At 67.1% G+C, this 22142-nt stretch carries 18 protein-coding genes, 1 tRNA gene and 1 pseudogene; 8 read left to right on the top strand and 12 right to left on the bottom strand.

Annotated elements, in window-relative coordinates; all coding sequences use genetic code 11:
* From RCH07_RS01330 to RCH07_RS01320, 3 genes and pseudogenes are all read right to left on the bottom strand, one after another.
* Positions 1 to 323, bottom strand: a pseudogene (locus RCH07_RS01330) (hypothetical protein); the annotation flags it as partial.
* A gap of 348 nt (positions 324 to 671) precedes the next feature.
* A complete protein-coding gene (locus tag RCH07_RS01325) occupies positions 672 to 929 on the bottom strand; it encodes a hypothetical protein (protein ID WP_326965650.1) in 258 nt (85 codons plus the stop codon).
* Between the two features lie 83 nt (positions 930 to 1012).
* On the bottom strand, positions 1013 to 1672 hold the full coding sequence (locus tag RCH07_RS01320) for a winged helix-turn-helix transcriptional regulator (RefSeq protein ID WP_326965649.1): 660 nt from the start codon (positions 1670 to 1672) through the stop codon (positions 1013 to 1015).
* A gap of 87 nt (positions 1673 to 1759) precedes the next feature.
* Between RCH07_RS01320 and RCH07_RS01315 the strand changes: the two genes are divergently transcribed.
* The 3 genes from RCH07_RS01315 (at position 1760) to RCH07_RS01305 (ending at position 3809) form a co-directional block, all read left to right on the top strand.
* Positions 1760 to 2143 (top strand): hypothetical protein, encoded by a 384-nt coding sequence (locus RCH07_RS01315; RefSeq protein ID WP_326965648.1) that lies wholly within the window; start codon positions 1760 to 1762, stop codon positions 2141 to 2143.
* An 83-nt stretch (positions 2144 to 2226) separates the two neighbouring features.
* Entirely contained in the window at positions 2227 to 3384 is a 1158-nt protein-coding gene (locus RCH07_RS01310) for an NAD(P)-dependent alcohol dehydrogenase (protein ID WP_326965647.1), read from the top strand.
* Positions 3381 to 3809: an HIT family protein gene (locus RCH07_RS01305; protein ID WP_326965646.1), complete on the top strand. Its 429-nt coding sequence runs from the start codon at positions 3381 to 3383 to the stop codon at positions 3807 to 3809. The genes RCH07_RS01310 and RCH07_RS01305 overlap by 4 nt, the downstream gene beginning before the upstream one ends.
* Before the next feature lie 12 nt (positions 3810 to 3821).
* Here RCH07_RS01305 and hrpA read toward each other — a convergent pair whose 3' ends face one another.
* Together hrpA and RCH07_RS01295 are read right to left on the bottom strand one after the other, a co-directional pair.
* The gene (hrpA, locus tag RCH07_RS01300) at positions 3822 to 7868 is read right to left on the bottom strand and encodes an ATP-dependent RNA helicase HrpA (RefSeq protein ID WP_326965645.1); all 4047 of its coding nucleotides are present in this window, start codon (positions 7866 to 7868) and stop codon (positions 3822 to 3824) included.
* A 183-nt stretch (positions 7869 to 8051) separates the two neighbouring features.
* On the bottom strand, positions 8052 to 8219 hold the full coding sequence (locus RCH07_RS01295) for a hypothetical protein (protein ID WP_326965644.1): 168 nt from the start codon (positions 8217 to 8219) through the stop codon (positions 8052 to 8054).
* Positions 8220 to 8300: 81 nt separating this feature from the next.
* Here RCH07_RS01295 and RCH07_RS01290 point away from each other — a divergent pair, with 81 nt between their 5' ends.
* Complete coding sequence (locus RCH07_RS01290; RefSeq protein WP_326965643.1) at positions 8301 to 9269, top strand: GlxA family transcriptional regulator; 969 nt, start codon at positions 8301 to 8303, stop codon at positions 9267 to 9269.
* A gap of 8 nt (positions 9270 to 9277) precedes the next feature.
* Here the strand turns inward: RCH07_RS01290 and RCH07_RS01285 are convergent, their stop codons facing one another.
* From RCH07_RS01285 to RCH07_RS01250, 7 genes are all read right to left on the bottom strand, one after another.
* Entirely contained in the window at positions 9278 to 9616 is a 339-nt protein-coding gene (locus RCH07_RS01285) for a protealysin inhibitor emfourin (RefSeq protein WP_326965642.1), read from the bottom strand.
* Between the two features lie 27 nt (positions 9617 to 9643).
* Positions 9644 to 10702, bottom strand: coding sequence for a M4 family metallopeptidase (locus RCH07_RS01280; RefSeq protein ID WP_326965641.1), 1059 nt, complete (start codon positions 10700 to 10702; stop codon positions 9644 to 9646).
* A gap of 640 nt (positions 10703 to 11342) precedes the next feature.
* On the bottom strand, positions 11343 to 12638 hold the full coding sequence (locus RCH07_RS01270) for a hemolysin family protein (RefSeq protein WP_326965640.1): 1296 nt from the start codon (positions 12636 to 12638) through the stop codon (positions 11343 to 11345).
* Positions 12639 to 13028: 390 nt separating this feature from the next.
* Positions 13029 to 13101 (bottom strand) — tRNA-Arg (locus RCH07_RS01265).
* Between the two features lie 137 nt (positions 13102 to 13238).
* Positions 13239 to 14840 (bottom strand): FAD-dependent oxidoreductase, encoded by a 1602-nt coding sequence (locus RCH07_RS01260; protein WP_326965639.1) that lies wholly within the window; start codon positions 14838 to 14840, stop codon positions 13239 to 13241.
* Positions 14837 to 15772, bottom strand: coding sequence for an FAD:protein FMN transferase (locus RCH07_RS01255; RefSeq protein ID WP_326965638.1), 936 nt, complete (start codon positions 15770 to 15772; stop codon positions 14837 to 14839). The genes RCH07_RS01260 and RCH07_RS01255 overlap by 4 nt, the downstream gene beginning before the upstream one ends.
* A gap of 55 nt (positions 15773 to 15827) precedes the next feature.
* Positions 15828 to 16265, bottom strand: coding sequence for an FMN-binding protein (locus tag RCH07_RS01250; RefSeq protein WP_326965637.1), 438 nt, complete (start codon positions 16263 to 16265; stop codon positions 15828 to 15830).
* Positions 16266 to 16488: 223 nt separating this feature from the next.
* Here RCH07_RS01250 and argS point away from each other — a divergent pair, with 223 nt between their 5' ends.
* The 4 genes from argS to thrC are packed head-to-tail and all read left to right on the top strand — an operon-like array spanning position 16489 to position 22142.
* Positions 16489 to 18153 (top strand): arginine--tRNA ligase, encoded by a 1665-nt coding sequence (gene argS / locus RCH07_RS01245; protein WP_326965636.1) that lies wholly within the window; start codon positions 16489 to 16491, stop codon positions 18151 to 18153.
* A gap of 5 nt (positions 18154 to 18158) precedes the next feature.
* The gene (locus tag RCH07_RS01240) at positions 18159 to 19694 is read left to right on the top strand and encodes a diaminopimelate decarboxylase family protein (protein WP_326965635.1); all 1536 of its coding nucleotides are present in this window, start codon (positions 18159 to 18161) and stop codon (positions 19692 to 19694) included.
* Positions 19695 to 21035, top strand: a complete 1341-nt coding sequence (locus RCH07_RS01235; RefSeq protein WP_326965634.1) for a homoserine dehydrogenase — start codon at positions 19695 to 19697, stop codon at positions 21033 to 21035.
* Positions 21036 to 22142 (top strand): threonine synthase, encoded by a 1107-nt coding sequence (gene thrC, locus RCH07_RS01230; RefSeq protein ID WP_326965633.1) that lies wholly within the window; start codon positions 21036 to 21038, stop codon positions 22140 to 22142. It begins immediately after the preceding gene.

Below are 22142 nucleotides of genomic sequence, written 5' to 3'. Positions count from 1 at the left end.
ACGAGGGCTGTGGCCAGGCCCAGGAGCCGGTTGCCGCGGGCGGGGGATTCACGCCGGGCCAGCGCGATCTGCGCACCCACCCCGGACCCGTGCCCTGCGCCGGGCCCGGCACCCGGATCTGTGCCGGGCGCCCCGGCGCCGCGCTCCGTGTCGCGCTGTTTCCGGCGCTGGATGAGTTCGAAGGCAACGGCGATCCGGGCCTGCAACGCTGCCGCGGCGGATTTGAGGTCCTCGAGGTCCCGGAGCTGACCGATCAGCCCGGCCCCGCCGTCGTCGTCGTTATGGCAGGGCCGGACAGCGGCCAGTGAGCGGGCCACCTCCATGACCGTCACACCGCCTGCCGAAGTAACCACCTCGGACCCCCTATTACCGTCCATAGAAACAGGCTATCGGGCACCTGTGACAATCAAGACCCGCGCGGGTGTCCATCGAGTTCGGACCCGTTCCCTCCAGTTTGGTGGCGGGACGACGGCTGCGATCAGCGATTCCGCGGTGTCCCCGGCGGTGGTGCGGGTCATGGCTGCCGGGATCATGGGGTGAGTCCTCGGCACTCCAGGGGGGTGCTTTGACGGAACCGGCGCCAGCTCAACGAGCGTAGAGCCCGCTACGAACACCTCAGGCAACCCTCACCGGGTGACTCAAAATGCGGTGTCCGGCCGGCGCCGAATGCCTCAGGGCGATAGGCGGACGTATTGGAGCGCTTCTCTGGTGAGTGCGGTCCAGGCTTGCAGCGTAGTTTCCAGATCCGGTGATGCAGGGATCGCGACCCATTCGCGCATTGTGCGCGCGCCCATGATGACAGGTTCCGCAATGCCGTCGTCCACGAGGGCGGCGGCACGTGGGCGGGGAAGCTTGACGATGAGGCGGTCGCCGTGGCCGAGGAAGGCCACGATCTTGTTTCCGGTGCGCAGCCCAGGGCTTCGGAACATTGTGCCCAGATCGATCGGCCCGTCGGGTTTGAGCGCTGCGGCTATTTCCTGAAGAAGACAAATCCCGGTCGAGGGCGGATGCGTCACGGTACTGTTACCGCCGCAGACGCCCGGATGCCGCCGATAACGCGGCGCACCGCACCGATGTCCCCGGTGATGAGCCCCGCCGTAGCCGCAGCACTGACGGGCAGCTGGCCCGCGAACAGGGCAACGAGAGCACCGGGATCACCATCAACCACGGCATCAGGGGGGTCGTGCGGCCCGCTCGGGGTGATCCGAATGGTGCCGACCATCGCGGTAATGTCGCATCCGTCGTCAATTGTCCCGACACGCACCAGCTGCCGGGGAGCTGCGGGATGGTTGTCTCGACACAGGGCGCGCAGCGGCAGCAGCAGCCAATGCGCACGGAAGGATTCTTCAGGCATCGGGCCGCTCATCACCGGTGCGCCCCATTTGATGAACTCCCGGACGACACCCTCGAGCGCGGCGCCGCGATCCGTCAGAGAAAACACGACTGCTTTCGCGGGGCGGGGCAGTTCCGAGCGCAGCACCAAACCGGCCAGCTCCATGTCGCGAAGCCGGGCTGCAAGCAAATTGGTGGCAATCCCCGGTAGGCCGCGTTGCAGGTCCACGTACCGGCACTCTCCAAGTGACAGCAGTTCGCGAACGATCAGTAGCGTCCACCGATCACCGACCAGGTCAAGTCCTCGCGCCAGCGCGCAGTACTGCCCATACGTCTTCACGGAACCAGACTATCAACTTACTTGACTTAATCAAGTGAGAGCTGGAAACTATCAACTAATACGCATCTCTGGCCTCTTGGAGGAATCATGTCCGCCGCAGTGACCATCGACGAATCGCCCACTCTTCAGCGCTACTACGGCATCCTCACGGGCGGTGCCGAGCTATACCGGGATGGGCGGGATCTCCTCACATTGCTCTCGGAGGACTTCGTGTTCGACGGGCCGGTTGCCGGCCGAATGGCCGGCGGCACCCGGTTCACACACGGGGTGCGAGGTTTCATTGAATCGGTCCGCGGCCTCGCGATCCTTCAGGCCGTCGTCACATCGGGCGGAGCGGCAGTGCTCTACGATGCTGAGCTCCCCAACGGAACCATTCGCTTCGCCGAGTTCTTTGACTTTGACGGCGACAAGATCCGAGAGCTCCGCATCCAGTACAACGCGGCAGACTACCGCGCAAGTGGCGGTCGCTAGTCGCACCCGCAAGCCGGTCCTGCCCGCTCTTTGGCGGAGGCTCCTGACTGGCGATGTTGAGGCCCCGGGGGTAGCGTCGGAACATGACTCCAGGACGCCCCGTGCCGCCGCCTCTTGCCAAACCGCTCCCCGATCTCAGCACCGCGTCAGAGGCCGCTGATGGCCCCCGGTTCGCGGCCGCCGTCGGCGCGACCTCCAGCGAGAGCGGTCTGGTTGCCCTGACGGTTGCGCGCCGCGCGCCGAAGGAAGACGACGTCGAGATCGCGATCGAATTTTGCGGACTATGCCACTCGGACGTCCACGCCTCCCGTGGTGAGTGGGGCACCCAGAACTACCCGCTGGTTCCCGGCCACGAAATCGTGGGCCGCGTCAGCTGTGTCGGTTCCGCCGTGGACGACTTCACCCCCGGTGAGCTTGTGGGCGTGGGCTGCATGGTCGATTCCTGCCGCGAATGCGAGAGCTGCCTCGATGGCCTGGAGCAGTACTGCGAAAACGGCATGACCGGAACCTACGGGGCAAAGGACCGCCGCAACGCGGACGCCATCACCCAGGGCGGCTACGCCACCTCCATTGTGGTGGACCGCCGCTACGTGCTCCGCGTCCCGGAATCCCTGGACCCGGCTGCGGCCGCGCCGCTGCTGTGTGCCGGGATCACCACGTTCTCCCCGCTGCGCCACTTCGACGTCGAGGAGGGCGACGTCGTCGGCGTCGTGGGTCTGGGCGGCCTGGGCCACATGGCGGTGAAGCTGGCCAAGGCGATGGGCGCCGAAGTAAAGGTCTTCACCACCTCCGAATCCAAGATCGCCGCAGCCCGCGAACTCGGCGCGGATGAGGTGATCCTGTCCCGCGACGAAGCAGCCATGGATGCCGCCAACCGGAGCATCGACGTCATCATCGACACTGTCGCTGCACCCCACGACCTCAACCCCTACTTCCGGACCCTGCGCGTGGACGGTGCGCTGTTCCAGCTGGGACTTGCCCCGGAGGACATGCCGCCGGTGAACCCGGGCGCTCTGATCCGCCGCCGGATTGCGTACGCAGGCTCCCTGATCGGCGGCATCGCGGAGACCCAGGAGATGCTGGACTTCTGCGCCGAGCACGGAGTCGTCTCCGACGTCGAGGTGGTCCGCGCGGACCAGCTCAACGAGGCCTATGACCGGATGGTGGCCGGCGACGTGAAGTACCGTTTTGTCCTGGACGCCAGTACCCTGGGGTCCCCGTCGGAAAGGGCAGACGCATGAGCACACTCTTCACCAGGATCATCCGCGGCGAGATCCCCGGCCGCTTCGTGTGGCGCGAGGACGACGTGGTGGCCTTCCTCACCGTCGGCCCGCTCGCCGACGGCCACACCCTGGTGGTGCCAACCGAGGAGGTGGACCGCTGGACGGACGCCTCCCCGGTGCTGCTCGCCCGGGTCATGGAGGTGGCCCGGAAGATCGGCGCCGTCCAGGTCGAGGTGTTCGACGCAGCTCGGGCCGGACTCATCGTGGCCGGCTACGAAATCAACCACCTGCACGTCCACGTCTGGCCCTCCAACACCATGGCCGACTTCGACTTCGGCTCGGTGGAGAAGAACCCGGACCCGGCACGGCTTGACGCCAACGCGGAGAAGCTCCGCGAAGGTCTTCGGACCGCGGGATTCGCGGAGCACGTCCCGGACGCCTAGGTTGCGGAAACGCTACACCGGCGCCAGTGCCCTGTTCAGCACGGCGCGGATCCGTTTCTCGGAGACCGAATAGGCGGTCCCGAGCTCGACGGCGAACAGGCTCACCCGGAGCTCCTCAATCATCCAGCGGACCTGGGTTAACTCGGCGCCGGCCCGGCGGCCGGGCATCAGCGCCGAGACGGCGTCGTCGTGATCGTCTTCCAGCGCTTGGACCGCCGACATCCGCTCGGCATCGCGCTGAACGTTGCTGGGAAGCTTCTCGAGGCGCTTTTCAATGGCGGCGAGGTAGCGCGGCAGCTGGCTGAGCTGGGCGTAGCCCGTGCGTGCCACAAAACCGGGGAACACCAGCTGTTCCAGCTGGCTCCTGATGTCGTTGAGGGCGCTGATCAGGGCCAGGCTGGTGGTGCCCTTGAGTGCCTTCTCAATCCGCCGCGTGCTGGCAAGGATGCGTTCGACGACGGCGGTGACGGTAAAGACCGTGTCGATCAGCTCGGCCCGGACTTTCTCGTACAGCGCGTTGAAGGACGCCTCGTCCCAGGGCAGCTCGGCAGGCGTGAGCTTGTCGATCGCGGCGAGGGCGCAGTCTGCGATCAGGGCCGTGACGGAGCCGTGCGGGTTCTGGCTGAAGGTCAGCTTCTCGGTGTTGTTCAGGTGCTCCAGGACATAGCGGTCCGGCGGCGGAACCTTCAGTGCCAGCAGCCGGATCACGCCGCCGCGCATGGCCTGTTCCTGCTCGGAGCCGGTCTGGAAGAGCCGCAGCGCCACTGTGCCGCCCTCGTCGACGAGTGCGGGGTAGCCGGTGACGGTATGGCCTTTGACGGTGCCCTGGACCTGGCGCTGCACAGCCCCGAAAGACCAGGCGGTGAGGCCGGATGTCTCGGCAAAACCGGTCGGGGCGGTAGAGTCCGACGCCGCCGCGGGGGCGGTGCCGGTGCCTGGACCGTTGCCTGGACCGTTACCGTTGACCTTGCCGGTGGCCTGTCCGGCGGCTCGCCTGCCCGCCTGTGGCGCCGTCGTCGCAGGCGTGGCGCCCAGTGACTCGGCGATCGCGCGGCGGGTGGCCGGCGCCAGCCGTTCCTGCAGCGCCGGGAGGTCTTTGCCCTCGTCCAGGACCTGGCCCTGGGAATTAACCACTCGGAAGCTGACCCGCAGATGTGACGGCACGGCGTCCCAGTTCCAGGAAGTCGGCGGGATGACCTGCCCGCGGATCCGGCGCAGGACCAGCTCCAGCGACGCTTCCAGCTCGTCGGTGGCCGGGTCAAAATCGGACTCAAGGGCGGCCACGGCCTGGCGCGCAACGTCCGGTGCCGGCACGAAGTTCTTGCGCACCTGCTTGGGCAGGGACTTGATCAGGGCCGTGACCAGCTCCACGCGCTGGCCCGGAATGAGCCAGCGGAAGGCGGCGTCGTCGAGCTGGTTGAGGAAAAGCACCGGAACCTCGGCGGTGACGCCGTCGGACGGATTCGGTGGCGAGCCGGGCGCCACGGGGTAAAACTCGTAGCTCAGCGGCAGCTCAAAGCCCTTATGCAGCAGGGTCTTCGGATAAGCCGAATCGTCAAGCGCATCGGCGTCCTCGCTGATCAGCAGCGCCTGGTCGAAGTCGAGCAACGTGGAATCCTGCTGCCGCGCATCCTTCCACCACTTGTCGAAGTGCCGTTCGGAGACGACCTCCTTGCCGATCCGGGCATCATAGAAACCGAACAGCGTCTCGTCGTCCACCAGGATGCCCCGGCGCCGCATCCGGGCCTCGAGCTCCTCGACCTCGTGGAGCAGGGCGCGGTTGCGGTGGAAGAACTTGTGGTGCGTCTGCCAGTCGCCTTCGACCAGGGCGTGCCGGATGAAGAGTTCCCGGCACAGCTCCGGATCCACCCTGCCGTAGTTGATCCGGCGGCTGGGGATGATGGGCACGCCGTAGAGCGTGACCTTCTCCTGGGCCATCACCGAGCCCATTTTCTTGGACCAGTGCGGTTCGCTGTAGCTGCGCTTGAGAAGGTCCGGCGCCACCTGCTCCACCCAGAGCGGATCGAATTTCGCGGCCACCCGGGCCCAGAGCCGGCTGGTCTCGACGAGCTCCGCGGCCATCACGAAGGTGGGGGATTTCTTGAACAGTGCAGAGCCCGGGAAGATCGCGAAGCGGCTGCCGCGGGCGCCGGCGTACTCACGCTTGCGCTCGTCGAGGATGCCGACGTGGCTGAGCAGGCCGGAGAGCAGGCTGATGTGGATGCCTTCGTGGAGGCCCACCGGATCGGCCAGGCGCTTGTTGTCCAGGCTGATGCCAAGCGGCCGGGCCAGCTGCCGGAGCTGGGCGAACAGGTCCTGCCACTCGCGGACGCGGACGTAATTGATGAACTCGGCACGGCAGAGCCGGCGGAACGCTGTGGAGGAGAGCTCCTGCTGCTTGTCCTGGAGGTAGTTCCAGAGGTTCAGGAAACCGGTGAAGTCCGAGTTCTCGTCGCGGAAACGCGCGTGCTTTTCCGCGGCGAGCTGCTGCTTGCCGGAGCCGTCGCCCTGGGGGCGCTCGCGCGGGTCCTGGATGGTGAGGGCCGCGGCCAGGATCATGACCTCGCGGACGCAGCCGCGCTTGCAGGACTCCACGATCATCCGGCCGAGCCGGGGATCCACGGGCAACTGCGCCAGCTGCTGCCCGACGGCGGTGAGCCCGCCGCCGCTTCCGCTTCGGCTTCCGCTTCCGTCGCTGTCGCCCGCCTGTCCTTGCGGGCGCGCGGCGCTGAGGGCGCCGAGCTCGCGCAGGAGGGTGACGCCGTCGTTGATGGCGCGCGAATCCGGCGGCTCCACGAACGGGAAGTTTTCCACGTCTTTGGGTCCGCGGGCAACGCCCATGGCGGTCATCTGCAGTATCACGGCGGCAAGGTTGGTGCGCAGGATCTCGGGGTCGGTGAACAGCGGCCGGGACTCGAAGTCCTCCGCCGAGTAAAGCCGGATGGTGATGCCGTCGGACACGCGGCCGCAGCGGCCGGAGCGCTGGTTGGCGGAGGCCTGGGAGACCCGCTCGATCGGCAGGCGCTGGACCTTGGTGCGGTGCGAATAGCGCGAGATGCGGGCGGTGCCGGTGTCGATGACGTACTTGATGCCCGGCACCGTCAGCGAGGTTTCGGCCACGTTGGTGGCCAGCACGATCCTGCGCTTGCTGCCCGGGTGGAAGACCTTGTGCTGCTCCTGCAGGCTCAACCGGGCAAAGAGGGGGAGTACCTCGGTGCCGGCGAGCCGGCGGTTGGACTGGATCCTGGCGTTGAGGGCCTCGGCGGCATCGCGGATCTCGCGTTCGCCGGAGAAGAAGATCAGGATGTCGCCGGGGGCTTCCAGCGCGAGTTCGTCGACGGCGTCGCACACGGCGTCCAGAGGGTCGCGGTCCTCCTCCAGTTCGTCGTCGGAGGCTGCGACTGTATCTTCAGCGGCATCGTCACCGGCGGTGCTGGCGCCTCCGGCGGGCTGGGAGAGGGGCCGGTAGCGGATCTCGACCGGGTAGGTGCGTCCGGAGACCTCGATGATCGGGGAGGGCTCTTCCTCGCCGCCGAAGTGCCTGGCGAAGCGCTGCGGGTCGATGGTGGCCGAGGTGATGATGATCTTCAGGTCCGGCCGCTGCGGCAGGATCCGCTTGAGGTAGCCGAGGATGAAGTCGATGTTCAGGCTGCGCTCGTGGGCCTCGTCGATGATGATGGCGTTGTACTTGCGCAGCAGCTTGTCGCGCCGGATTTCGGCCAGCAGGATGCCGTCGGTCATGAGCTTGACCTTGGTGTTGCGGCCCACCTCGCCAGTAAACCGGACCTGGAAGCCGACCTCCTGGCCGATCTCCACGCCGAGTTCCTCCGCGATGCGCTCGGCAACCGTGCGGGCGGCGAGCCGACGCGGCTGGGTGTGGCCGATCAGGCCGTCCTCGCCCAGACCAAGCTCCAGGCACATCTTGGGAATCTGGGTGGTCTTACCGGAGCCGGTCTCGCCGGCGATGATGGTCACCTGGTTGGCGGCGATGGCCGCCATCAGGTCCTCGCGGCGCTCGGAAACCGGCAGCTCGGCGGGGTAGGAAATATGCAATGTCATGGCTGGAGACAGTCTACTGGGAACTGTCCCCGCGGCAGTTCCGGAACGGGGAAGTGCCCGTCCGACAGGGAAGTGCCCGTTCGACAGGGAAGTGCCCGTCCGACAGGGAAGTGCCCGGTCCCTGAAGGGGCCGGGCATCGGGCGGTGATGGGAGGTGCAGTGCAGGCCAGTCTTCGCCGGGGCTCAGAAGATCCGGTAGGTGTAGCTGCTGCTGGGCAGGTCCAGGGCGGTCCAGGAGTCCTCCGAGCGGACGGGCGGGTTGTGGCCCAGCCCGTCCTTGCGGAGCGCTGCGATGGTGGCGGCGGCGGCGGTGATGATCAGGACGATGAGGGCGATTCCGAAGAGTTCCATAGCTCCATGGTTCTCCGGTGACGTGGACAAAAGAAGTGGCAGAAATGCCCAAAAAGCTATAATTTCTGCCACACTGGAGGCATGATTAAATCAGTGGCCATGATTGTGCTCCCCAACTTCTCGATCTTCGAGTTTGCGACCGCTTTTGAGGTTTTTGGCATGGACCGCTCGGCGCGGGGAACCGGCGTCCCCGCGTTTGATTTCCGGGTCTGCACCCCCGCGCCGGGCGATGTCCCGATGAGGTCCGGACTGTCCATGCACGTGGGGCTCGGACTGGACGCCGCAGCGGACGCGGACCTGGTCATCATGACTCCCTACGGCGGGGACAGGGATGTCCCTGAATCCGTCCTGGACGCACTGCGGGCCGCGCACGCCCGCGGGGCCTGGGTCATGTCGATCTGCACCGGTGCTTTCGCCCTGGCCCGGGCGGGCCTGCTGGACGGCCGCCGCTGCACAACGCACTGGCACTTTTCCCAGGAGCTCGCCAGCCGGTATCCCGCTGCGCTGGTGGATGAGAACGTCCTCTACGTCGAGAACGGCCGGATCATCACGAGTGCGGGCACGGCGTCGGGCATTGACGCCTGCCTGCATTTGGTCCGGATGGAGTTCGGCGCCACGGTGGCGGCGAGCATCGCCCGTGACATGGTGGTTCCGCCGCACCGCGACGGCGGCCAGGCCCAGTACATCGACCGGCCGATCCCGCCCTGCGGCTCCGAACCAATGGAGCACCTGCTGCTGTGGATGGTGCAGCACCTGGGCGAGGACCATTCCGTCAACGAGCTGGCCGCCCGCGTCCACATGTCGCCGCGGACGTTCGCCAGGCGGTTCCGCTCCGAGACAGGGGCCACCCCGGCGGCCTGGCTTAACTCCCAGCGGGTGCTGCGCGCCCAGGAACTGCTCGAGACCACGGACCTCAACATCGACGAAATCGCACGGGAAGCCGGCTTCGGGCACTCGGTGCTGCTGCGGCACCACTTCGCCAAGGTGCTGGACACCAGCCCGCAGTCCTACCGCCGCACCTTCCGCGGTCACATGGCCGCAGCGGTCTGACCGGAAGTTCAGCCCGCTGGCCCGAGCAGTCCGTCCGACGGCGGCGGGCCTCCCGGCGCGGCGGGTGACGATTCTGCCGTGGCCCGGGCCTGGTCCACGAGGTCCCGCCAAGGTCCCGTGACGGCCTGCTCCGGCAGGGTGGCCCGCCGCTGGCCGGCGCGGATGCTGTAGAGGAAGCGGTCCGGCTGGCCGGTGGCAGCCGACCGGGCGTTTTTTGGGACGTCCTCCCAGGGGCAGGCCTCCACAAGCGGCTGCCAGAGCTCCCTGTCATCCGGAGGGGTCGCCAGCACGGACCAGGTCCGTTTCATGCCGGCAATCCCGCCGCTGCGCTGGACGGTGATTTTCATCTGACTGTGGTTTTCATAAGGGTTGCTTCATCGTCTGATTCCCGGGATCTTCACTTTCACAGTTTCCCACGCGGACAGGACGGCGTCATGCTCCGCGGATTCGGCGCCAAAGAGTTCCCCCGCGGACGCTGCGGTGGCTTTCGCGAAGGCGCCGAAGGTGGCATTGGCGGCCAGGGTGCCGCCGGTCAGGGTGTGACACCAGATCTGCGCCGGCGCGTCCCAGGCCTTGCCGCCCAGAGTGGTGGCAACTAGGCAGAAGGCCCGGTTGGGGATCCCCGAGTTGATGTGCACGCCGCCGTAGTCGGCACTCGTGTGCACATAGGTTTCCATTGAGTCCGGCTGCGGGTCCTTGCCCAGCACATCGTCGTCGTACGCCGTTCCCGGCGCCTTCATGGAGCGCAAGGCGCGGCCCTGGACCTGGTCCGTGAAGAGTCCCTCGCCGATCAGCCAGCTGGCCTCCGCCGTCGACTGCTTCTTCACGTACTGCTCCACCAGGGCGCCGAACACATCGGACATGGATTCGTTCAGCGCGCCCGCCTGGTTCCGGTAGGCCAGGCCTGCCGAGTACTGGGTGACGCCGTGGGCGAGTTCGTGGCCGATCACGCTCAGGGACTTTGTGAAGCGCTGGAAAACCTGGCCGTCGCCGTCCCCAAAGACCATCTGCCGGCCGTCCCAGAATGCGTTGTCGTACAGGCGGCCGAAGTGGACCGTGGCATCAAGGTGGAGGCCGTTGCCGTCAATGGAGTTCCGGCCGAACGCCTCGGCATAGAGCCGGTGGGTGTGGCCCAGGCCGTCGTACGCCTCATCAGCGGCCGGGTCGCCGGTGGCCGGTTCCCCCTCTTTGCGCACCACGCTGCCGGGCAACTGCTCCGCGAACTTGGCGTCGTAGACGGTGCGCTCAGGCGGGGAGGGCTTGATTTCCCGCATGCCGGGGGGAATAACGGGACCGGGAGCCGCACGGGAGGTCCGGAAGCTCCTGACGTGCAGCAGCGCTTCCTTTGCCGCACGGGCGGCCCCGGAGAGCCGTGGTTCGCGCTGGGCAGCCAGACGGCGGAGCAGGTACGGCGGGATGATGGAACAGTACATGTGAGACCCCTTTGTGCTTCGGCGGACTCCCGGCACGGCAGGTCACCTGGCACGGGGCCAGCCGCCCGCCGGCCGCCGGAACCCCGCTGCCGATGCAGACAGCCTACGAGCGGGCACCGACATTTGGCAGGGGTGTGCTCCTCCAATTTCCCTGCGCTGTTCCGCCGTCCCTGTCCAAGGTGCTGTCCTACCTGGTGGAGACGGCCCTCGCGTGGACCCCCCTTACGATCGCAGTGGTGCGATGCAGTGGTCCGAAAAGGGCTAGCATCACCACGGCCCACTGAGGCATGGGGTCCTCCGCATTGGCCGGGAGACTCGAGCCGTGCCGGGCTGTTCGTGGTGACGGGTGGTGCGCGCGGACCCGTTGGGTAGGGCCCGCCAGTCCGGGGGCGGACGGAAACCCCACACGGAAACAGACCCCGGACTGGCCGATGCGCTGGTGGCGCTGGCGGATCCGGGGGAGCGCTGGGACCCGATAGGCCCGCTGCGGTGGATGACGGAGTCCCTTCGGACCCTGGCGGCGGCGCTGACCGGCACGCGCCACCCGGCTGCGTGCCTGGAAAACCGGTCTCGCCGCCCTGGCCGCCGAGACCGGTGCGGCCATCACGGACTGCCACCTGCCCCCGGTCACCAGGTGCAACTATTGAGGCGCTACTCCTGTGGAGATTACATCGATTCTGGTGATCCGTAGCCCTTCGATGGCGGCAACGCTGAGTTGATACGCACCGACAGGGACCTTGTCGCCGACAACGGGCATGCGTCCGAGTCGATCAATGACGAAGCCGGCCACGGTCTCATACGGCCCGTCTAAGAGGTCGATTCCGGTAGCCCGCGAAAAGTCTTCCAGGTTCAAACTTCCGTTCACGGTTCGCTCCGTGCCTGAATTCAGGGTGCCCTCCTCAGCCTCGGTAGGATCGTACTCATCCCGGATCTCGCCGACAAATTCCTCAACGAGGTCCTCGAGCGTGACGATGCCATCGGTTCCCCCGTACTCGTCGATTACGACTGCAATGTGGACTCCGGAACGGCGAAGCTGTGTCATGGCCGGCAGGATACGGTTCGAGCCAGGAAGAAACACAATCGAACGGGCGATGTCGGCGACCGTAGTAACGGTGGCGCGCGAGTCCGGGTCGAACAAATCGCGCACATGAACAAAACCGATCACGTCGTCGACGGATCGGCCGATGACGGGGTAGCGCGAATAGGGCATGGCGTGAATTTCGGCAATCGCATCAGAGACCAACTGTTTCCCGGTCAGGAACACAACATTGCCCCGATGACGCATGACCTCGGTGACCGACCTGTCCGCTGCGGCGAGGACGCCACTTAGAATTTGTCGTTCCTCCACTTCGAGCCCTTGGTGGGCGCCGACCAGGTCGCGGAGTTCCTCGTCGGACATCCGTTCATTCTTAGCGTGGGGGTCTCCGCCGAGAAGTTTCACAACGGTGTTCGTCGACACTGAGAGCAACCAGATCACGGGCCGCATGAGCCCGGCGAAGATCACAAGCGGCGGTGCGAGAGCGAGCGAAAAACTGGCGGCCTTCTGGAGCGCGAATCGCTTGGGCACAAGCTCGCCGAACACGAGCGAGAGGTAGGCGATCAGCAAGGTCATTCCGACAAGGGCAACGGTGTTCGACGCACCTCGGGGCACGCCGAAGGTTTCCAGTAGCGGTACGACGTCGGGCGCAAGGGTGGAGGCACCGTAGGCTGCGGAGAGGAAACCGGCGACTGTAACGCCAATTTGCACTGCCGCGAGGAATTTGTTGGGGTCTCGAGACAGCGTTGCCACTTTCGCACCGCGGCGGCCCTGATGTTTCAACCGGTGCAGCTGGCTCTCCCTCAAGGACACCAGGGCCATCTCCATCGCGGCGAACACTCCACCGGTAAGGACGAACAGCAGGACAAGCCCGAGGTTTATGAGCGTGTAAATGTCCAATGTCGTCCTGCTCCAGTTGTTCGTTGCGATAGGCCGCGAGGGCGTGGAGAATGTCGTCAGTGGCTAATTCCCTGCCGGGAAGGCGACTGACAGGATTCTATTGTACCGGGTGAGCGTCCCCACTCTCAGGGTGCCGCCCTACGGGGAGGCCTGACGGTGCGGGATTTGGCAAGGTACAAATGGCCACCCAAGTATCCCTTTGCGTTTCGGGCGTTTGCCCGGCGGCAGGAGGATGGAGAACGGGTGTACTTAGGTCGCGAAAGCAGAGGGATCCTGTTCGAGCGAGTCCAACATCCTTGGTGTCCAGCCTGAAAGGCTTATACGCGCCAGAAGCCAACACGAAACACAAAAAAACCCCGCCACTTCCCTGAAGTGGCGGGGTTTTCTCTGTGCCCTCGATTGGAATCGAACCAACGACCTTCTGCTCCGGAGGCAGACGCTCTATCCCCTGAGCTACGAGGGCAGTCAGGGTTCCTACCGTTGCCGGCGGGACGTCCTAGAGCTTAGCAGGAAGGTGGCCTCCAAGGGAAAATCGACGCGCCTGGGGGCTCGACGGCGGGCGGCCCCCAAGCGGAACCGCTCACTAGCATGCGGAACCGCTCAGTATCCGGCGAAGGAATCCACATGGATCTTCCGCGCCCCGGCGGCGCGGGCGGCGGCGCGGAGGGATCGGACGCTGGCCGGCGAACCGGACACAAAAACCTCCCGGTCCGCGATATCGGGAACAAGGTCCTTCAGCGCCGCACCGTCGATCCGGGACCGGCCAGCGTCCTGCATAAACGCCGGCGGCGGGGAGCCGTCGCTGAGCCTGGCCACGACGCGGGTGCCGAAACGTTCGAGTTCCTCCGCGTAGGCGAGTTCCGCCGCTGTCCGCGCCAGGTAAAGCAGGACCATGTCCCGCTCATTGGCCGAGCCGGTGCCCGGGCCGGAGCCCGAGCCGGGGCCCGGGCCGTCGCCGGAGCCTGAGCTGGAGCCGGAGCCAGCGCCGAGGTGGGCCAGGTAGGGCGTGATCCCAATGCCTGCCGCGATGAGCAGCACAGGAGCCCCTGACTTCCGGGGCAGGACAAAATCGCCGCCCACCGCAGTTCCCGTCAGTTGGTCGCCGGGTTCCAGGGACAGCAGTGTCCGCTTGGCCGAGGACAGCGGTTCGGCCGTTCCCACCCCGATTGTCAGCACCGGCGACCCGGGGGGACTGGTGAGGCTGAAGACACGCCGCAGGCCCCTGCCGTCGGACTTTTCGTGGGGCAGGTGAAGTTCCAGGTACTGTCCGGGGCGGTACCGGACGGGACGCTCCGGGCGGAAGCTGAATTCCGTCGTCGTAGGCGTCAGCGGCCGGGAGTTCAGGAACTGAAGGCGGACCCCGCCGCGCTGGCCGGCTGCGAAGGCGAGCACGTTCCCCACCAGCAGCGCCAGCTCCGGGGAGCTGGCCACGAAACCGAAGTTGTACGGGATCGCGAACAGCACCCCGACGGCGGCGGCCAGCGCCAGCTGCTGCCACCGGCGCGGCGGCAGGGTGAGTGGTTCGGTCAGCATAAAGCCGACGAAGAACAGGACCGGACGCTGGGCGAGCGGCTGCCACAGGGCCTCGCCAAGCCCCGAGCCGGACCGCAGCAGGTCCGCGGCGACGATGGACACCGCGACCACCGTGAACACCGCAGCCATGAGCACCTTCCGGATCCGGTAGAGCACCAGCAGCACGCCGGGCAGCAGGAGCCAGAGCATCGCCGGCGTGGCGGCCCACCAGGTGGCGATGTTGAGTCCGGTCAGTCCGGTGATGAACGCGCCGGCCGCCGCCGGGTTCAGGATGTGCCGGCCGCGCCACGCAAGAGCGTACTTGGACGCGGATGCCAGCACACAGGCGAGGGCAACGCCGGCCAGGTCAAGCATCTGGAGCCCCGCTGAAAACTGTGTCGGCCAGAAAAGGAAGTACAGGAGCAGGCCCGTGATGAGTGCTGACTCCGAGTGCGGGCGCACCCGGAACAGGGCGGCCAGGGCGCGGTTGGACGCGTACGTCAGGCCCAGGCACAGGGCCAGATGCGCGATCATCTCCACGAGCCCGAATGTCAGCCAGCCGAGCACATTGAGCAGCATGCTGTAGGCGGCGAGCACGACCAGGACCAGAAGCACCAGCCGGTACATCGTGAACCGGCCCAGCGCCGTGTCCAGCCGCGGGCCGATGGGGGTGAAGACGGTGGCAGTCATGAGAACAGGGCCCCTTCAAAGTCGGCGGAATACTCGGCGTGTCCGTCCGAGTACACGGTAAGCCAGGAGAACTCGAATTCCTCGCGCAGTTGGGCGCCGCCGACAAAAAACAGGGCGGTGGCCAGCGCATCCGCCACCATCGCTGTGGCGGCCATTGCCCAGCTGGCGACGACGGTGCGCACCGGGGCGCCGGTGGTGCCGTCCAGGACGTGGTGGAGCCCGTCGCCCCAGGTGCGCCGGTTGGCGGCGGAGGCGCAGAGCGCACCAGTTCCCAGGCTGACAATGCCGATTGCCCGGCCCGGGTCGTAGGGATGTTCCAGTGCCACCTCGACCGGCGCGGCGCCGCCGGTCTCCTGTCTGGTCTCGAGACCGTTCTCCAGACCGTTCTCCAGACCGGGGCCCGGTCCGGAGTTCAGCAGGTCCCCGCTCGCGTCGATGAAGTGTTCTTCGACGCCGCGGGCGCGCAGCTCGGCCGAGAGCAGGTCCGCCAGCTGTCCTTTTCCGGCCGCTCCGACGTCGATCACCACCGGGGCGCTGGTGGTCAGCACCGTGCCCTGCCAGTCCAGCACTGTCTCCCACGGCGGGGCCGGCAACGGCAGCCCACCGGCGCGCAGCGAGTAGCGGGCGTCATAGCCGAGCTGTTCCAGGCTGCCGCCGATCAGCGGGGTCATAGCCCCGCCACTGAGCCGGTACAGGGACTCGTAGAGCTGGCCGAGCTGGGCCGCCCCGGCGGGCAGCTCGTATCTGCCGGGCTGCCGCGACGCTTCGGCGATCAGGGAGTCCGGCCGGAAACGTGACCAGGCCGCGTCGTACTCCGCCACGGTGGCCAGCAGCCGGCGGCGGTGCCCGTCGGCCAGGGGCGATGGTGTGGAGATTTCCCAACGGGTACCGATCCCGTCGAAGCTGAAGCCTGTCCAGCCCGGATGCGGCACGAGTTCTCCTTTGCTGCCGGCGCGGCGCGGCGGCCGCACCACTGGTTGGCGTGGGCTATTTGGCGTCGGCCTTGATCTTTTCCACGGCCTGGTTGAAGCCGCCGCCGGTCAGCGAGGACCCGGCCACCTTGGAAACCTTGATCTCATCAAGCTTTTTTCCCATGATCTGGGCCTTGATGCCGCCGGCGAACTCGCCCTGGAACTTCTTGGTGTTGGGGGTGGAGGGATGCGGGGTGATCTCCACATCTGACACGGCCCCGCTGGCCAGCGTCAGCTTGACTCCCACAGTCTCGGTGCCGTTGGGGGAGGCGTAGTTGCCGTCGGCCGCGTAGATGCCGTCCTTGTAACTGGCGGTTCCCGCTCCGGCTGAGGAAGGTGCCGGGGCTGCACTTTGGGCGGCGGGGGCCTGGGCCGGCGCGCAGCCGGCCGCGGTCCCGGCCAGGGACAGGCCGGCGATGCCGACAAGGACGCTTTTTCGGAGGGAGGCATTCATACCGCTGCTCGTTTCGTTGGCGAAGACTGGATAAGGGAGTGACTCGAGAACACTGACCTACTACGGGTACACCCATGACAACGTTGTCCTTAGCGTAATGGTTCACACACGATTCGGCTTGGAAAAACGTGGGGGTTCCCGGCTGCGTCCCCGCGCCGGTGACCGGGCCGTCATGACCGGCGCCAAATTCCGCCGCACCGCGGGCCACCGGTAGGCTGGAACCGTGACCCCAGAAGAACTCTCCCTCGCTATTTCCGCCTGCCTGAAAGACGCCGTCGCCGCAGGCGAAATCGGGCTCCCCGCTTCCAATATCCCGGCTGAGGTGCGCGTTGAGCGGCCGAAGAACCGGGACCACGGCGACTGGGCCACCAGCATCGCCCTCCAGCTGGCCAGGGCCGCGGGAACCAATCCGCGGGAGTTCGCCGCCGTCCTAGGTGCCCGGCTGAAGTCCATCGACGGCGTATCCGCCGTCGACATCGCCGGCCCCGGGTTCCTGAACATCACGGTGGACGCCGGTGCGGCCGGCGCCCTGGCCAGGGCAATCGTCGAAGCGGGGGCGGCCTACGGCACCAACTCGGCGCTCGCAGGCCACGTGGTGAACATGGAATTCGTATCTGCCAACCCCACCGGACCCCTGCACATCGGGCATACCCGCTGGGCAGCCCTCGGCGACTCGATCGCCCGCGTGCTCCGGGCCTCCGGCGCCGAGGTCACAGCCGAGTACTACGTCAACGACGCCGGCTCGCAGATGGACGTCTTCGCCCAGTCCGTCCTGTCCCGGCTGCACGGCCGTGGTGTTCCCGACGGCGGCTACCCGGGCGAATACATCGCGGACCTGGGCCACGAGGTGCTCACGCAGCACCCGGACATCCGCGAACTGACCGAGGTGGCGGCGCTGCCGGTCATCCGCGGCGCGGCTTACAAGGCGCAGCTGCACGACATCAAACGGACCCTTGCCGAGTTCGGCGTCGACTTCGACGTCTACTTTTCCGAGCAGGAACTCCACGACGCCGGCGCCATCGAGGACGCCGTGGTCCGGTTGCGGGAGCAGGGCCATGTGTACGACGACGGCGGCGCAGTCTGGCTGCGCACGACGGACTTCGGCGACGACAAGGACCGCGTGATGGTCCGCGCGAACGGTGAGCCCACATATTTCGCGGCCGATGCTGCCTACTACCTGTCCAAAAAGGACCGCGGCTACACCGAAAAGATCTACCTGCTCGGCGCAGACCACCATGGTTACATCAACAGGCTCAAGGCCATCGCAGCCGCCGCGGGCGACGATCCCGAGGTTAACATCGAGGTCCTGATCGGCCAGCTGGTCTCGGTCAACGGAGCCAAGCTGTCCAAGCGGGCCGGCAACATCATTGAGCTCAAAGACCTCATCTCCTGGCTCGGGAAGGACGCCGTCCGCTACTCGCTGGCCCGCTTCCCTGCCGACTCGCCACTCGCCCTGGACCCCGATCTGCTCAAGAAGCACAGCAACGAAAACCCCGTATTTTACGTCCAGTACGCCCACGCCCGCTCCCGCGGCACGGCCCGCAACGCCGTCGCGGCGGGTGTGGACCGCCGTGTAGACGGCAAAGACAGCTTCGAGGCCTCGCTGCTGGACCACGCGACCGAAAACGAGCTGCTCTCCCATCTGGGCAGCTACCCCTCGATCGTGGCCAGGGCGGCCGAGCTGCGCGAGCCGCACCGGATCGCCCGCCACCTCGAGGTCATCGCCGGCGCGTACCACCGCTGGTACGACGCCTGCCGGGTGGCGCCGCAGGGCGAGGAACCCATTACCGACCTAAACCGCACCCGGCTGTGGCTCAACGACGCCACCAGCCAGGTGCTGGCCAACGGACTGGAACTGCTGGGCGTCTCGGCGCCGGAACGGATGTAACCATCATGACCGCGAACCCCGCAATCCCGTCCGCCGCCAGCGCGACCAACGCCGCCAACGCCGGCGCCTCCCCGCTGGCACCCGGATGGCTGCAGGTCCCCGCCGACCTGAACGCGCTCCACGCGCCGTTGTGGGCGGCCGGTGCGGCCCGGACCGCCGGCGGCGAACTCGCCATCGACGGGATTCCCGTCAGCGAGCTGCAGCGCCAGTTCGGTACCCCGCTGTACGTCCTGAGCGAGAGCGATTTCCGGAGCCGGGCACGCGCCTTTTCCGACGCCTTCAACGATGCGTTCGCGGACATCTGCGGGGGAGTGGATGTCTACTACGCCGGGAAGTCCTTCCTGTGCACGGCGGTGGTCCGCTGGGTGGAGGAAGAAGGGCTGCGGCTGGACACGGCCTCCGGCGGGGAACTCGCCGTCGCTGCGCGCGCCGGGATTCCGGGCGCCGACATCGCGCTGCACGGCAACAACAAGTCCGACGCCGAGATTAACCGCGCCCTGGACATGAAACTGGGCCGGATCGTGGTGGACAGCCTCGCCGAGCTGGACCGCGTCGCGAAGATCGCGGACGCCCGTGGGGAAAGGGCGAAGGTCATGCTGCGGCTGACCCCCGGCGTGCACGCCCATACCCACGAATTCATCGCCACCGCGCATGAGGACCAGAAATTCGGCCTCTCCATGGCCGGGGATTCCACCGAACAGGCCGGGCTCTCTGCGGCCGAGGAAGCCGTGGCGGCGGCCGCCGGGTACGCCGGCGTCGAACTGTTGGGCCTGCACTGCCACATCGGCTCGCAGATCTTCGAGCCGGACGGCTTCGCCCTCGCCGCGGAAAGGTTGCTGGACTTCCTTGCCGCCATGCAGGCCAAGTACTCCATCGTGCTGCCCGAACTGGACCTCGGCGGCGGCTACGGCATCGCCTACACACCGGTGGACACCCCCCGCCCGGCCGCCGAGATCGCCCGGGCGATGGCCGCCGTCGTCCGCACAAAATGCGCCGGGCTGGGCATCTCCGCCCCGCGGATCTCGATCGAACCCGGCCGGGCGATCGTGGGCAGCACCACCTTCACGCTCTATGAGGTGGGCACCCTCAAGACCGTCCGGGTCGATGCGACCGCGCCCGGCACCGATGTCTCGGACGAAGCCGCCGAACCCGGCACAACCGGCGAAAACGTTACGTACCCGCGCAGGTATGTGTCGGTGGACGGCGGCATGAGCGATAACCCCCGTCCGGTGCTGTACGACGCGGATTACTCCGCAATTCTGGCCTCCCGCACGTCCGCCGCGGCTCCGCAGCTGTCCCGCGTGGTGGGCAAACATTGCGAGAGCGGCGACATAGTTGTTAGAGATGTATATCTGCCCGAGGACGTGGCAGCCGGTGATTTGCTCGCTGTCCCGGGGACCGGTGCCTACTGCTGGGCCCTGTCCAGCAACTACAACTATCTGGCCCGGCCGGGCGTTGTCGCGGTGCGCGATGGATCCGCCCGGCTGATTGTCCGCGGGGAAACCGAAGAAGATTTGCTGAACCGCGACATGGGAGTCTGAATGACGGAATTACGAACCCTGAAGGTGGCCCTGCTGGGCTGCGGCAACGTCGGGGCCCAGGTTGCGCGGATTCTCCTGGACGATGCCGAGATGCTGGCGTCCCGGGCCGGCGCGCGGCTGGAACTGATCGGCATCGCCGTACGCGACGTCGCGGCCCCGCGCGACGTCGAACTGCCGCACGAGCTGTTCACCACCGACGCCGAAACCCTCGTCAAGGACGCCGACCTGGTGATTGAGCTGATGGGCGGGATCGAGCCCGCACGGACCCTGATCCTGACCGCCATGCGGAACGGCGCCTGCGTGGTGACCGGCAACAAGGCGCTGGTGGCCAAAGAGGGCCCGACGCTGCACGAGGAAGCCGACAGGGCCGGTGTTCAGCTGTCCTACGAGGCCGCCGTGGCCGGCGCGATCCCCATCCTGCGGCCCATCCGCGACAGCCTCTCCGGCGACCGGATCACCCGGGTGCTCGGCATCGTCAACGGCACCACCAACTTCATCCTGGACCAGATGGACTCCACCGGTGCGCAGTTCGCCGATGCCCTGGCAGAGGCGCAGCGTCTGGGCTACGCGGAGGCCGATCCCACCGCCGACGTCGAGGGCCACGACGCCGCCTCGAAGGCCGCGATCCTCGCCTCGCTGTCCTTCCACACCCGCTTCTCCCTGGCCGATGTTTACTGCGAGGGCATCAGCTCCGTCACCGCCGCGGACATCGCCGCCGCGAAGGATGCCGGCTTTGTGATCAAGCTGCTGGCGATCGCCGAGAAGCTGGGGGCCACAGGCAGGGAAACAGGCACGGACACCGACGGCGCGACGGGCGTCTCGGTCCGCGTTCACCCGACGCTGCTCCCGCGCGAACACCCGATGGCAGCGGTCCGCGGCGCGTTCAACGCCGTCTTCATCGAAGCCGAAAACGCCGGCGAGCTGATGTTCTACGGCCAGGGCGCCGGCGGCACGCCCACCGCGTCCGCCGTGATGGGCGACCTCGTCTCGGCGGCCCGCAGCATCGTCCTGGGGGGCCCCGGCCGCGCCGAGACCGCCACCGGCCAGGTCCCGGCGCTGCCTATCAGCGCCGCGGCCACGAGCTACTACATCGGCCTCGACGTCGCGGACCAGCCCGGCGTCCTGGCCCGGATCGCCCAGCTCTTCGCGGAGCACGGCGTGTCCATTGAAATCATGCGGCAGACCATCCAGCGCGATGCCGACTCCAAGATTGAATCGGCGGCACTACGGATCGTGACGCACCGCGCAAGCGAGGCTGCACTGGCAGCCACCGTCGAGGCCGTGAAGGGTCTCGACGTCATCAATTCCGTTACATCCGTACTGCGGGTAGAAGGAGTCTAAGTGGCTCACCAATGGCGCGGTGTCATCCGCGAATACGCTGAACGCCTGCCCGTCACCGAGGCCACCACGGTCATCACCCTGGGCGAGGGCGGCACTCCGCTGGTGCATGCCCGGAAGCTCTCCGAGCTGACCGGCAGCGCCGTCTACCTCAAGGTCGAAGGGATGAACCCCACCGGATCCTTCAAGGACCGGGGCATGACAATGGCCATGACGGCTGCCGTTGCCGCCGGCGCCAAGGCGGTGGTCTGCGCGTCCACCGGCAATACCTCCGCCTCCGCAGCGGCCTACGCTACGGCGGCCGGGCTCACATGCGTCGTGTTAGTGCCCGAGGGCAAGATCTCGATGGGCAAGCTCAGCCAGGCGATCGCGCACGGCGCGACGCTGCTGCAGGTTGACGGCAACTTCGATAACTGCCTCGACATCGCCCGCAAGCTGGGGGAGTCCTACCCGGTCTTCCTGGTCAATTCGGTCAACCCGGCCCGGATCGAAGGGCAGAAGACCGGGGCCTTCGAGGTGGTCGACTCTCTCGGCGACGCCCCGGACTTCCACGTCCTCCCGGTGGGCAACGCCGGGAACATCACCGCGTACTGGAAGGGCTACAAGGAGTACTGCACGCCGTACGAGTCCGCCACGGCAGGCACCCTGCCCGCGGTCTCCACGAAGACCCCGGTCATGTGGGGCTTCCAGGCCGCAGGCGCCGCGCCGTTCGTGGCGGGCCACCCCATCACCGAGCCCGACACCCTTGCGACGGCGATCCGGATCGGCAACCCTGCCTCCTGGGACGGTGCCATCGCCGCCCGCGACGAATCCGGCGGCGTGATCGAAGCCGTGACGGACGAGGAGATTCTGTCTGCCCACCGCTGGCTCTCGGCCCGTGAAGGCGTCTTCGTGGAACCGGGCTCTGCCGCCGGCGTCGCGGGACTCATCAAGAAGCACGCCGCCGGGGAAGTCCCCGCGGGTAAGACCATCGTGATCACTGTCACCGGCCACGGCCTGAAAGACCCGCAGTGGGCCCTGCGCACGGAAGACGGCAGCGAGGTGGAGCCGGTGAAGGTCGCCAACGACGTCGTTACCGTCGCCACCGCCCTGGGACTGGAAGATCAATAG

The sequence above is a fragment of the Arthrobacter sp. CG_A4 genome, assembly GCF_035985125.1.
Lineage (GTDB): Bacteria > Actinomycetota > Actinomycetes > Actinomycetales > Micrococcaceae > Arthrobacter.
The sequence above is the reverse complement of the archived record's forward strand: the minus strand, read 5'-3'. Positions and strand labels throughout refer to the sequence as shown.

Coding starts and splice junctions, on each gene's coding strand:
- RCH07_RS01280 (WP_326965641.1), bottom strand. CDS start 10,702: ATGTACTGTTCCATCATCCCGCCGTACCTGCTCCGCCGTCTGGCTGCC.
- RCH07_RS01315 (WP_326965648.1), top strand. CDS start 1,760: ATGTCCGCCGCAGTGACCATCGACGAATCGCCCACTCTTCAGCGCTAC.
- RCH07_RS01310 (WP_326965647.1), top strand. CDS start 2,227: ATGACTCCAGGACGCCCCGTGCCGCCGCCTCTTGCCAAACCGCTCCCC.
- RCH07_RS01250 (WP_326965637.1), bottom strand. CDS start 16,265: ATGAATGCCTCCCTCCGAAAAAGCGTCCTTGTCGGCATCGCCGGCCTG.
- RCH07_RS01295 (WP_326965644.1), bottom strand. CDS start 8,219: ATGGAACTCTTCGGAATCGCCCTCATCGTCCTGATCATCACCGCCGCC.
- RCH07_RS01290 (WP_326965643.1), top strand. CDS start 8,301: ATGATTAAATCAGTGGCCATGATTGTGCTCCCCAACTTCTCGATCTTC.
- RCH07_RS01240 (WP_326965635.1), top strand. CDS start 18,159: ATGACCGCGAACCCCGCAATCCCGTCCGCCGCCAGCGCGACCAACGCC.
- RCH07_RS01235 (WP_326965634.1), top strand. CDS start 19,695: ATGACGGAATTACGAACCCTGAAGGTGGCCCTGCTGGGCTGCGGCAAC.
- RCH07_RS01260 (WP_326965639.1), bottom strand. CDS start 14,840: ATGACTGCCACCGTCTTCACCCCCATCGGCCCGCGGCTGGACACGGCG.
- RCH07_RS01285 (WP_326965642.1), bottom strand. CDS start 9,616: ATGAAAATCACCGTCCAGCGCAGCGGCGGGATTGCCGGCATGAAACGG.
- RCH07_RS01325 (WP_326965650.1), bottom strand. CDS start 929: ATGTTCCGAAGCCCTGGGCTGCGCACCGGAAACAAGATCGTGGCCTTC.
- RCH07_RS01305 (WP_326965646.1), top strand. CDS start 3,381: ATGAGCACACTCTTCACCAGGATCATCCGCGGCGAGATCCCCGGCCGC.
- hrpA (WP_326965645.1), bottom strand. CDS start 7,868: ATGACATTGCATATTTCCTACCCCGCCGAGCTGCCGGTTTCCGAGCGC.